This window comes from Bacillus sp. SJZ110 (assembly GCF_006715455.1).
Lineage (GTDB): Bacteria > Bacillota > Bacilli > Bacillales > Bacillaceae > Bacillus > Bacillus subtilis.
The window spans coordinates 53,739-66,036 of sequence record NZ_VFNF01000005.1; the positions used below are offsets into that span (position 1 = coordinate 53,739).

Genomic DNA, 12,298 nt, shown 5'->3' on the forward strand with positions numbered 1-12,298 from the left:
TTATTTCGCCACCTTCTTCTTCGAGTAATCCCGTTTCCGAGGCGTTATCAGTGATACATCGACATCCTGATACTCAAATTCCGGCGCTTCATACGGGCTTACATGTTTAGCCATTGTTGTTTTGAGCCATTCGTCATCATTACGTTCAGGATAATCCGGTTTATAATGGGCGCCCCGGCTTTCATTACGGTTGTATGCGCCAAGGGTAATCACCCTCGCAAGCTGAAGCATGTTCGAGAACTGGCGTGTGAACATCGCTCCCTGGTTGCTCCATTTTGTCGTGTCATTGATGTTGATCTTTTTGAAGCGCTCCATTAACTCCTGAATTTTGTCATCCGTTTTCAAAAGCTTGTCATTATGGCGGACAACCGTTACGTTCGCCGTCATCCACTCACCGAGCTCTTTGTGAAGAACATAGGCATTTTCGGTTCCGTCCATACTCATAATATCAGCCCATTTTTCTTCTTCTTTCTTAACGTGAGCGTCGAATAATGATGAAGACATGTCTTCCGCTGAAGATTCTAAGCCGTTTACATATTTCACCGCATTCGGTCCGGCCACCATGCCTCCGTAAATCGCAGACAGCAAGGAGTTCGCTCCCAAGCGGTTGCCGCCGTGCATAGAATAATCACATTCCCCAGCCGCAAACAGTCCAGGGATGTTTGTCATTTGATCGTAATCCACCCATAAACCGCCCATAGAATAATGGACCGCAGGGAAGATTTTCATTGGAAGCTTACGCGGGTCGTCTCCCATGAATTTCTCATAAATCTCAATGATGCCGCCAAGCTTAATGTCAAGCTCTTTCGGATCTTTATGAGACAGATCGAGATAGACCATGTTTTCACCGTTAATGCCGAGCTTCTGGTTCACACACACATCAAATATTTCGCGTGTCGCAATATCACGCGGCACCAGGTTTCCGTATGCCGGATATTTTTCCTCCAGGAAATACCACGGTTTGCCGTCTTTATATGTCCACACGCGACCGCCTTCACCACGCGCTGATTCACTCATCAGTCTTAGTTTGTCATCGCCAGGTATGGCTGTCGGGTGGATTTGAATGAATTCTCCGTTTGCATAATACGCTCCCTGCTGATAAACGATTGATGCAGCAGATCCTGTATTAATCATGGAGTTCGTTGATTTTCCAAAGATGATTCCCGGTCCGCCCGTCGCCATAATGACAGCGTCTGAACGGAAGGATTCAATTTGCATGTTTGTCAGGTTTTGTGCAACAATTCCACGGCAGGTTCTGTCATCATCTAAAACAGCGCCAAGGAATTCCCAGCCTTCGTATTTTGTGACCAGACCCGCAACTTCGTATCTGCGCACTTGCTCGTCCAGTGCGTAAAGCAGCTGCTGTCCCGTCGTCGCACCAGCATAAGCAGTTCTGTGGTGCTGTGTACCCCCGAATCGGCGGAAATCAAGCAGGCCTTCAGGCGTCCGGTTAAACATGACGCCCATCCGGTCTAATAAGTGGATGATCGAAGGCGCCGCTTCACACATCGCCTTGACTGGCGGCTGGTTGGCAAGAAAGTCTCCCCCGTATACCGTGTCATCAAAATGTTCCCACGGAGAGTCACCTTCCCCTTTTGTATTGACCGCTCCATTTATGCCGCCTTGCGCACAAACTGAATGAGAACGTTTGACAGGAACGATGGAAAACAATTTAACCGCCATTCCTGATTCCGCTGCTTTAATTGTCGCCATGAGGCCGGCAAGACCCCCGCCGACTACGATAATGCTTGATTGACTCATGATAGCCCCTCTCCCTCTAGTAATCTAGTACTCTTAAACAAATGCGAAAATCGCTTTTAAGCCTACGTATGACAGTGCAACAAAAATAATCAGCGTAACGTATGTCGAAATTCTTTGAGAACGAGGCGTTACCGTGATGCCCCATGTAACAGCGAAAGACCATAAACCGTTCGAGAAGTGGAAAATTGTTGATAAAACACCGACAATGTAAAAACCAAGCATAGCCGGAGAGCTCAAAATATTCGCCATCATGTCGAAATTGACCTCAGCACCCATTTGCGCGGCAATGCGGGTTTCCCACACGTGCCAGCTGACGAAAATGAGGGTGATGATACCGGTTACACGCTGCAGGACGAATAGCCAGTTTCTCATGTAGCTGTATTGACCTGCGTTATTTTTCGCAGTAAACGCTATGTACACACCATAAACTGCATGATAAATTAATGGTAAGAAGATAATAAAAATTTCCAAGGCATACCTGAAAGGCAGACTATCCATAAAATGAGCAGCGCTATTGAATGCTTCAGCGCCCCTTGCGGCAAACTGGTTGACGACTAAATGCTGAATGAGAAAGATGCCGACCGGTATGACGCCAAGCAAGGAATGCAATCTTCGAAAATAAAACTCTCTGTTCCCAGACATTACTTTACCCCCTGTTTGATAAGTGCGAAATGTGCTAAATCTCTTCCCCCACTTCTTTCAATTGTAAGCACTTTATTAAGATTTATTGACAATTTCATTTTACTCCTCCCTCAAAAGGGCGTCAAGAAAACGCGTACATAAATTATAATTTTCCGAATTGATTAGTTGATTGAAAAATTTTATTTTATCAATATATATTTCTTGCTTAATTTTTCATAAGAATTACAGGATCATTCTGTAATCCTCCCCCCTGTTTGAGCTATAATATACGCAGGAGAGAGGGGAGACAGATATGAAGTCTAAATTTGAAGCATCTATTGACAACCTAAAAGAAATTGAAATGAACGCCTATGCCTACGAACTAATACGAGAGATCGTTCTCCCAGATATGCTTGGCCAAGATTACTCTTCCATGATGTATTGGGCAGGAAAACATCTCGCCCGTAAGTTTCCTCTTGAATCATGGGAGGAATTTCCGGCCTTCTTTGAAGAAGCTGGCTGGGGAACCCTCACCAACGTAAGCGCTAAAAAACAGGAGCTTGAATTTGAACTTGAAGGGCCGATCATTTCCAACCGGCTTAAACATCAGAAAGAACCATGCTTTCAGCTGGAGGCTGGTTTTATCGCTGAACAAATTCAATTGATGAATGATCAGATTGCCGAATCATATGAACAAGTGAAAAAGAGAGCCGATAAAGTGGTTCTGACTGTGAAATGGGATATGAAAGACCCAGTGTAATCAAAAAGGCGGTGACTGCATAGTCCCGCCTTTTTGATTGTCATTACACAGCTGAAGGGTGTTTTGAAAGCTCAAATGCATCGTGAAGCGACTCGACTGCTTTCACCATGTCATTTTCGCTTACGACTGTTGACACTTTGATTTCAGATGTGCTGACCATTTTGATTAAAATGTTTTTTTGCGCCAGTACAGCAAACATTTCAGCCGCTACACCAGGATTTGAGACCATGCCGGATCCAACAATGGATACTTTAGCCAATTTGCTTTCTGTCTCGATTTTCTCAAATTCCAGCGCGTCTTTATACTCTTCAAGCACTGCAACGGTTTGGTCTGCATCTTCTGTTTTGACAGAGAAGGAAATTCCAGTCTTGTCCTCGGCCTGCGTTTGGATAATGATATCCACGTTTATGTTTCTTTTGGCAAGTGTCGTAAAAATAGTAGACAAAGTTGTCAGGCCGCTAGTCAGCCCGTAAATGGTTACTCTTGTGATTTGATCTTCAAATGCAATGCCTCTGACAATTAAATTCTGTTCCATGGAAGATTCCTCCTCAATTAATGTTCCCGCTGCGGTTTCTGTACTTGAACGCACTTCTAACGGCACTTGGTAATTTTTCGCGAACTCAACTGCTCTCGGATGAAGAACACCGGCGCCTAAATTGGCAAGCTCAAGCATTTCATCGTATGAGATGCCCTCAAGTTTTCTCGCTGATTTCACATAGCGCGGATCGGTTGTAAACACGCCTGGCACGTCTGTGTATATGTCACATTTATCAGCTTTTAAAGCGGCAGCCAAAGCAACTGCTGTTGTATCTGAACCGCCCCGGCCCAATGTCGTAATTTCACAATCCTCTGTCATGCCTTGGAATCCTGCAACAATGACAATTTTTCCTTTTTCAAGCTGGTCTGCTAAACCCGAAGTGTCGATATCTGTAATTCTGGCGTTTCCGTGAATGGCCTCCGTACGGATTCCCGCCTGCCAGCCAGTATAAGACACAGCGTCATAGCCTTTTTCCTGCAATGCCATTGAAAGGAGTGAAATCGTGACCTGCTCGCCTGTCGCCAGCAGCATATCCATTTCGCGTTTGCTCGGCTGGTCAGAAATAGCTTTTGCAAGGCTGACCAATTCGTCAGTGGATTTTCCCATTGCTGAAACGACGACAACGACTTGATGGCCTTTCTGTTTTTCTGCAATTGCGCGGTTTGCCGCATTTTGAATTTTTTCGACTGAGCCGACGGAAGTGCCTCCGAATTTTTGTACAATAAGACCCATGTATTACCACCCTTTACATTTTGGTTCGTGCGGGTGAGGAGAAAGAGCGCTTTGTCCACAATAAAAAAAGCAATGAGAGGAATACTCTCATTGCTTATCAATTAATCATCATAAATGATTATGAACAACGAGATAGCCCTCCAAGAAAATGATTTCTTGACAGCCTTACATTTATTCAATGCACGGCCAGCAAATAATACCGATGGGGTTTTATTTGCTTCGGCGACGCTCCCCTTTCAGCCTTTTTCACAGAATCCATCTTTCTCCAAAGGCATACTCTTGAAGTTCGCACCTCTATCTTCACCATATAACACGATCTAACTATGAAATTAGTTCACATTTTATCAGATCTTATTTAAAAGGACAACATTATTTTTGCAATTTGTCGTAAAGGAGCTGAGCCGCCGCTGCAGGAACACCGGCTTTTTTGATGTCCTCAAGGCTTGCTTCCTTCATTTTTTTAACGGAACCGAAATGCTTTAACAGCATTTTCTTTCTTTTCTCTCCGATACCCGGGATGTCGTCCAAAACGGATTGAAACGCGCTTTTTCCGCGGATTTGCCTGTGAAAACTGATTGCAAAACGGTGCACCTCGTCCTGAATGCGCTGCAGGAGGTAAAATTCCTGGCTGTTTCGTTCCAGATACACCACCTCCAGCGGCTCACCGATCAGTAAATTTGAGGTTCTGTGTTTTTCATCTTTCGCTAAACCGGCGATCGGGATATCCAAGCCGAGTTCATTTTCAATGACATCCCTTGCTGCGTTGATCTGCCCTTTTCCTCCGTCAATGATAATCAGATCGGGCAGCGGCAGATTCTCACGAAGCACTCTCGTATAGCGTCTTCTGACAACCTCTCTCATAGAACCGTAATCATCCGGCCCTGTAACGGTTTTGATTTTATATTTGCGGTATTCCTTTTTGTATGGTTTGCCGTCGATAAACACAATCATCGCGGAAACCGGGTTTGTCCCCTGTATGTTTGAGTTATCAAACGCTTCAATTCTGTGCGGCGTATAAATATTTAATGCCTCACCTAGTTTCTGCACAGCCCCGATTGAACGCTCCTCGTCGCGTTCGATTAAAGAGAATTTTTCTTTCAATGCGATTTTCGCATTTTTATGGGCAAGCATGAGCAGTTCTTTTTTCGGGCCTTTCTTCGGCTGGTGAACGTTTGTTTCCAGCAGCTGCTCGATCATGGATTGATCTACGCTGTCCGGAACTAAAATCTCCTTCGGAAGGAAGTGGTTGTTTTTTGAATAGAACTGCCCGATGAACGTGAGGAACTCTTCATCTGCTTCCTGATAAAGCGGGAACATGCTGACATCGCGTTCAATGAGCTTTCCTTGGCGGATGAAAAAGACCTGCACGCACATCCAGCCCTTATCGTACGCGTACGCGAATACATCACGGTCGACTAGATCGTTCATCGTCATTTTTTGTTTTTCCATCGTTGATTCAATATGGGCAATTTGGTCACGAAGCTCTTTTGCTCGTTCAAACTCAAGATTCTCAGCAGCTTCATGCATTTTCTCTTCAAGCTCTTTTTTGACCTCATTATAGCCGCCCCTTAAGAAACGTGTAATGCTTTCAACCAGCTCTCTGTTCGTCTCTTCGGAAATATCCTTTACACACGGAGCGAGGCATTGGCCCAGATGATAGTAAAGGCACACTCTGTCCGGGAGCTTGGAGCATTTTCTGAGAGGATACAGACGGTCGAGCAGTTTTTTTGTTTCCCTTGCTGCCTGTACATTCGGATACGGCCCGAAATAGCGCCCTTTGTCTTTTTTGACATTGCGGGTGACAATCAGCCTTGGGTGGCGTTCATGGGTGAGTTTTATGAAAGGATAGGTTTTGTCGTCTTTGAGCATGACGTTGTATTTCGGATCATGCTTTTTGATCAGATTCATTTCTAAAATAAGCGCTTCAAGATTGGAGGACGTCACGATATATTCAAAATCCTCGATTTCCGTCACAAGCCTTTGGGTTTTCGCGTCGTGAGAACCGGTGAAGTAGGAGCGCACTCTGTTTTTCAGCACTTTTGCTTTCCCTACGTAGATCACAGTCTGCTGCCGGTCCTTCATGAGATAACAACCCGGTTGATCAGGAAGGAGGGCGAGTTTTTCTTTCAGTTGTTTGTTCATATGTTACCCTTCCTTATGTTTAATCCTTTATTTCCAGTTTAACACGAACGTTTGTTTTTCTCTATGGTTCACAATTGGCGAATAAAAAAAGCGATCCCTCAATCGGAATCGCTCTGGCATGTAAGCAGCGGAAAATTAAAGATGTTTGTTTACAAGCTCTTGAAGCGCTTCTTTTGGTTTGAAGCCGACTGAAGTTTCAACTACTTCGCCGTCTTTTAACACAAGAAGAGTCGGGATGCTCATAACGCCGTATTTTCCGGCAGTTTCTTGGTTTTCGTCTACATCGATTTTTACGATTTTCAGTTTGTCTCCCATTTCTTGATCCAATTCTTCAAGAACAGGTGCAATCATTTTACAAGGTCCGCACCAAGGAGCCCAGAAGTCTGCCAGTACGACGCCTTCGCTTGTTTCAGCTGAGAAAGATTGATCAGTTGCTTTTACGATAGCCATTATTGAATTCCTCCAATGTGAAATGATGATTTTTAGTATAGCATCTCCCATTCGTTCACGCTATTTTAATGCTTACAAATTATTTTTTCCTGATCACAGCCGGTTTACTCATTTTTATATGGTTGAATGGGATATGCTCTTTTTTTAAAACACAAATCTGATAATGGCCCCGATCACTACAATTGCCCCAATAATCATTAAAATGGTACGAAGCATAGGATCACATCTCCTCTTCACTGTCATGTACTTTACCATGCCCTGCCGGAGCTGTTTTAAAACCTGAAAAAGAGCGCCGGCATGAAGCTCCGGCGCTCTTGCGCGATTAAGAATCAGCACGCAGCGTAAGTAAGACGACTGACATTGGCGGGAGTTTTACTTTCAGTTTGTTTTTGCTGAGCGTGTATTGTCTGAAGGATTCCGGTTTGACATGATGAGGATCGTCAAACGTGTTATGCGCATTCATTTTTTCTGCCGTAAGAATGACCCCGGAATGGTCCGCTGCCTTGTGTAGGCCCCTCAGCTCGATTTCCGCCTCTGCTTTGTTTTGGTGATCGATGTTGCAAATTGTGATATTGATATCGCCTTCAGCTTGTTTCGACGCTGAAATGCTGATTTGCGGAAGCGTTTCACCGTTCCATTCATAGTCGGCAGACATTGTCTCTGTGGCTAAAAGAGAAGCGTCCTGGTGCACCTTAAACATATTGAATACATGGTACGTCGGTGTCAAAAGCATCCGCTCTCCCTCAGTCAAAATCATCGCTTGAAGAACATTTACTGTTTGGGCGATGTTGGCCATTTGCACCCGGCGGCAATGCTGATGGAAAATGTGGAAATGAGAAGCCGCCACCAGTGCATCACGAATGGTGTTTTGCTGATATAAGAAACCGGGATTCGTGCCTGGCTCGGGATCAAACCACGTGCCCCATTCATCAATAATCAGCCCGACCCGCTGCTCCGGATCGTACCGGTCCATAATCGTGCCGTGTTTTTGAATCAATTCATCGATGTATTTGGCTTTTTTCATCGTAATAAACCATTCATCTTCCGTGAATTCTGTGGCTGATCCTTTGCCCTTCCAGAAATCCCCCGGAATCGTGTAATAATGAAGACTCAACCCGTCCATCAGGCCAGCGGCTTTTTTCATAAGCACGTCCGTCCAATTAAAATCATCCACATTTGCGCCGCCTGCAATTTTATAAATGTCATTCCCGCTGTAATTGCGGACATAAGTCTGAAAACGCCGGTACAGATCTGCGTAGTATTCGGGATGCATGTTGCCGCCGCAGCCCCAGTTTTCATTGCCCACGCCGAAATATTTCAGCTTCCAAGGTTCTTCTCTTCCATTTTGCTTTCTCCAGTCTGACATCGGCGTGCCTTCTTCAAATGTCATATACTCAATCCACTCCGCCATTTCCTGAACGGTTCCGCTTCCGACATTGCCGCAAATATATGGCTCGCATTCAAGCAGCTCGCAAAGCATCATAAATTCATGCGTTCCGAATTCATTTGATTCAATTGTACCGCCCCAGTGAGTGTTCAGCATTGTCTTACGGTCACCGACACCGTTTGCCCAATGGTATTCGTCCGCAAAACACCCGCCCGGCCACCTGAGGACAGGAATGTGCAGCTGTTTGAGCGCCTCCAGCACGTCCTTTCGTATCCCGTTGATATTGGGGATGTCTGAGTCCGTTCCGACCCAGATCCCCTCATAAATCCCTCTTCCTAAATGCTCAGCAAAATGACCGTATATATTTTTGTTAATGGTTCCTTTTACGATATCTGTTTGAATCACTGCTTGATGTTCAGACATGCCTCTGATCATTCCTTTCATACGGATATGAAAAGCACCACAGTCAAATATGTGATCTGTCTTTTGCCTGAGGAGTCAGCATGAATGTAAGCGCTTTTAAAGTAACCATATTATATATGTTCGTACATGTCAACGAAATTTTCTATTGTTTTTATATTTGTACGTATGTATTTATAAATATGAAAAAATCCCGAACTTTTAAAGTCCGGGATTTCCTTTATGAGTGTATATTCAATTGTTTGAATTCCTCAGTTAATAACGGGACAACTTCAAATAAATCACCAACGATGCCGTAATCCGCTATTTTAAAGATATCGGCTTCGGGGTCTTTATTGATGGCGACGATCACCTTGCTGTTTGACATGCCGGCCAAATGCTGGATGGCGCCGGAAATGCCGCATGCAATGTACAAATCCGGAGTGACGACTTTCCCGGTCTGCCCGATTTGGAGAGCATAATCGCAATAATCAGCGTCACATGCCCCGCGAGAAGCCCCGACTGCGGCCCCTAGCACCTCTGCAAGCTCCTGCAGAGGCTGAAATCCCTCCTTGCTTTTGACTCCTCGGCCGCCCGCAACGATAATTTTTGCTTCGGAGAGATCAACGCCGTCAGCTGTTTTTTTCACGACCTCTTGGATAACAGTGCGGAGGTCAGTAAGAGAAACATCAATGCTTTCGATGCTCCCCGATCTGCTGGTGTCTTTTTCTGAAGCTTGAATGTTATTGGGGCGAATTGTTGCAAAGATCATCGGATCGGTTGAAATGACGCGTTCAAAAGCTTTCCCCGAGTAAATCGGCCGTGTGAACACAACATTCCCTCCGGTAACGCTTACATCTATAGCATCAGAAATTAAGCCTGTTTGCAGACGGGCAGCAAGCTTCGGTGAAAGATCCTTGCCCATTGCCGTATGCCCGAAGATGACTGAATCAGGATTTTCTTGCTCGATAACACCTCTCATGACCTGGCTGTACCCGTCTGCCGTGTATGTTTTCAGCTTCGGGTCCTCAGCGGTAAGAACTTTATCTGCTCCGTAATGAATAAGCTCTTGTGCAATGCTTTGTACATTTTCACCGATGAGAACACCGATGACTTCCCCATCTCCTGAAATGGTTCTTCCTGCAGCTATTGCTTCAAAGGTGACATTCCGCAATTCCCCATCGCGTATTTCTCCAAGCACGATCACTTTTTTTCCCATTCTAACATCCCCCTGTTTCTTTGAATGTCCAAGCTTTAAATGACTTTAGCTTCGCTGCGGAGCAATGAAACAAGCTCTTTTGCCTGTTCAGCAGGCTCACCTTGGAGAAGCTTCCCGGCTTCTTTTTTCGGCGGCAGAAAACGTTCAATGGTTTTCAGCTTTGGTTCAGCATCCTCTTCGTCCAGGTCAAGATCATCAAGTTCAAGCTCTTCAAGCGGCTTTTTCTTAGCCTTCATAATTCCCGGAAGCGATGGATAGCGCGGCTCGTTTAAGCCCTGCTGAGCTGTGACAAGCAATGGGAGCGTCGTTTTGATTTTTTCAACATCCCCTTCAACGTCCCTTTCTGCTTCTGCATCAGTGCCGTTGATTTCGAGTTTGGTGATCGTAGTGATACATGGAATGTCCAGTAGCTCGGCAAGCCGAGGCGCCACTTGTCCTGATCCTCCGTCAATGGCAACATTTCCGCCGAGAATCAAATCAAACTCCTGATCCTTCATATAGTGGTATAAAACTTGAGAAATGGAATATTGGTCGGGTTCTTCAAGATCATCTTCTATGTTGATTAAAACAGCTTGGTCACAACCCATGGCAAGCGCCGTACGCAATTCTTTCTCCGCTTCTTCACCGCCGACCGTGACGGCGGTGATCGTGCCGCCATGCTTTTCCTTCAGCTGGATGGCTTCTTCTATCGCGTACTCATCATATGGATTAATAATCCATTCCGCTCCGTCATCCTGAATCTTTCCTGTTTCAATGACGATTTTTTCTTCTGTGTCAAACGTCCGTTTCATCAGTACAAATAGATTCATGATCATATCCCCTTTTATTCGCCTTTGAACTGAGGCTTTCTTTTTTCGAGAAATGCCTGGATGCCTTCCTTGGCGTCCTCTGACTCAAATGCTTCCCCAAATCGCTTTGCTTCAAGCTTTAAGCTGCCTTCATAGGAATACACCTTGTTGGAATAGAGAAGTTCAAGCAAAGATGCCAGCGTTTGCGGGCTTTTCTCTGCAAACTTAGCGGCAAGTGCCTTTGCTTTTTCAATCACTTCTGCCTCATCTTTCGCTCCAATTGAGACAAGTCCGAGATCAAGCGCTTCTTTTCCGGATATCGGTTCTCCTGATCCGATGAGCTCTAATGCTTTGGCTGTACCGACATATCTCGGAAGGCGCTGTGTCCCCGCAAAACCTGGAATGATACCGAGATTAAGCTCCGGGAGCCCCAGCTTAGCATCTTCTGTTGCAATTCTGATATGACAGGCCATCGCAAGCTCCAGCCCGCCTCCGAGAGCAGTGCCGTGAATCGCTGCGATAATCGGTTTTGGAAAGCTTTCGATTCTCTCCATTAACTGCTGGCCGCGCTCAGCGAGCAATGAGGAATCCTCATTGCCTTTAAGCGATGTAAATTCTTTAATATCAGCGCCGGCTGAGAAAAATCTTCCCTCGCCGTGAATGATAATGCTTCGTACGCCTGCATCTGTCTCACATTGATCAAGACAGGAAGACAGCTCTTCTAATATCCGGCTGGAAAGCGCATTTGCCGGCGGATTGTGAATCGCCAAAACTGCCACAAATTGATCAACTGCCAGTGATATTGCATTCATAGGACAGAACTCCTTTACTTATTATGAATTCCGGACACCAATAATTCTAAAACGCTGTCAGAAAGCGCAGCGAGATCGTACTTTTGGTCATTCATCACCCATGTTGTCACGGTTTCGTCAATCGTTCCAAAAATCATCTGCCGGGCGAGGCGGACGTCGAGGCCTTCTTTTAATTCGCCTGATTGTATGCCTTCCGTCAAAATGCCATCCAAAATATTTAAGTAGCCTTTTAATATTTCGTTGATTTTTTGGCGCAGCTCCAAGTTGGATTGGCGGAGCTCAAGCTGCGTGACAATTGCGAGATTATGGTCACCCGCTAAAAGGGAAAAATGCTTTGAAATCACAAGCGCCAATTTCTCTTTCGCTGTTGCTTTTTCTTTAATGTCCTCTTCCATCCGCTCAATAAATTGACCCATTTTTTCTTTGAAAAGAGAAATTAAAATATCTTCTTTGTTTTTAAAATAGAGATAGATGGTGCCGTCCGCTACTCCGGCTTGTTTGGCAATTTTGGATACCTGTGACTGGTGGTAGCCGTTTTCTGCAATGACTTCTACTGCTGCATCAATAATCTGCATATACTTTGGCCGTTTTTGCTTCAATGTTCATCGTTCCTTCCTATAGAAATGAATGACTATTCATTCATAATTTCATGATAAGAAGGATTTTCAGGTTTGTCAAGTTTATTCATA

11 protein-coding genes and 1 riboswitch are annotated in these 12,298 nt (G+C 45.0%); of the genes, 1 reads left to right on the top strand and 10 read right to left on the bottom strand.

What is annotated here, in order from left to right; translation table 11 throughout:
* Together sdhA and sdhC are read right to left on the bottom strand one after the other, a co-directional pair.
* Nucleotides 1-1,761, bottom strand: coding sequence for a succinate dehydrogenase flavoprotein subunit (gene sdhA / locus FB592_RS15010; RefSeq protein ID WP_003229567.1), 1,761 nt, complete (start codon nt 1,759-1,761; stop codon nt 1-3).
* Between the two features lie 33 nt (nt 1,762-1,794).
* Nucleotides 1,795-2,403, bottom strand: a complete 609-nt coding sequence (gene sdhC / locus FB592_RS15015) for a succinate dehydrogenase cytochrome B558 (RefSeq protein ID WP_003222512.1) — start codon at nt 2,401-2,403, stop codon at nt 1,795-1,797.
* Between the two features lie 292 nt (nt 2,404-2,695).
* On the opposite strand from sdhC, the gene FB592_RS15020 reads away from it, so the two are divergent.
* Entirely contained in the window at nt 2,696-3,142 is a 447-nt protein-coding gene (locus FB592_RS15020; protein ID WP_003222508.1) for a YslB family protein, read from the top strand.
* A gap of 43 nt (nt 3,143-3,185) precedes the next feature.
* On the opposite strand, the gene FB592_RS15025 is transcribed toward FB592_RS15020, so the two are convergent.
* The 8 genes from FB592_RS15025 to fadR form a co-directional block, all read right to left on the bottom strand.
* A complete protein-coding gene (locus tag FB592_RS15025; RefSeq protein WP_032726339.1) occupies nt 3,186-4,412 on the bottom strand; it encodes an aspartate kinase in 1,227 nt (408 codons plus the stop codon).
* A gap of 125 nt (nt 4,413-4,537) precedes the next feature.
* A riboswitch (Lysine riboswitch) is annotated at nt 4,538-4,717 on the bottom strand.
* 64 nt (nt 4,718-4,781) lie between these two features.
* The gene (gene uvrC, locus FB592_RS15035) at nt 4,782-6,554 is read right to left on the bottom strand and encodes an excinuclease ABC subunit UvrC (RefSeq protein WP_038828019.1); all 1,773 of its coding nucleotides are present in this window, start codon (nt 6,552-6,554) and stop codon (nt 4,782-4,784) included.
* A gap of 135 nt (nt 6,555-6,689) precedes the next feature.
* Nucleotides 6,690-7,004, bottom strand: coding sequence for a thioredoxin (trxA, locus tag FB592_RS15040; protein WP_003222500.1), 315 nt, complete (start codon nt 7,002-7,004; stop codon nt 6,690-6,692).
* A 322-nt stretch (nt 7,005-7,326) separates the two neighbouring features.
* Complete coding sequence (gene abfB / locus FB592_RS15050; protein ID WP_015483534.1) at nt 7,327-8,814, bottom strand: alpha-L-arabinofuranosidase AbfB; 1,488 nt, start codon at nt 8,812-8,814, stop codon at nt 7,327-7,329.
* A 217-nt stretch (nt 8,815-9,031) separates the two neighbouring features.
* Nucleotides 9,032-10,009 carry an electron transfer flavoprotein subunit alpha gene (gene etfA, locus FB592_RS15055; protein ID WP_004398999.1) on the bottom strand — a complete coding sequence of 326 codons (978 nt, stop codon included), beginning with the start codon at nt 10,007-10,009 and terminating at the stop codon, nt 9,032-9,034.
* Between the two features lie 35 nt (nt 10,010-10,044).
* Nucleotides 10,045-10,818 (bottom strand): electron transfer flavoprotein subunit beta, encoded by a 774-nt coding sequence (gene etfB, locus FB592_RS15060; RefSeq protein ID WP_014480500.1) that lies wholly within the window; start codon nt 10,816-10,818, stop codon nt 10,045-10,047.
* A 14-nt stretch (nt 10,819-10,832) separates the two neighbouring features.
* Complete coding sequence (locus FB592_RS15065) at nt 10,833-11,609, bottom strand: enoyl-CoA hydratase (RefSeq protein ID WP_021480269.1); 777 nt, start codon at nt 11,607-11,609, stop codon at nt 10,833-10,835.
* 14 nt (nt 11,610-11,623) lie between these two features.
* A complete protein-coding gene (gene fadR, locus FB592_RS15070) occupies nt 11,624-12,208 on the bottom strand; it encodes a fatty acid metabolism transcriptional regulator FadR (RefSeq protein WP_014477593.1) in 585 nt (194 codons plus the stop codon).
* Nucleotides 12,209-12,298 lie beyond the last annotated feature (90 nt).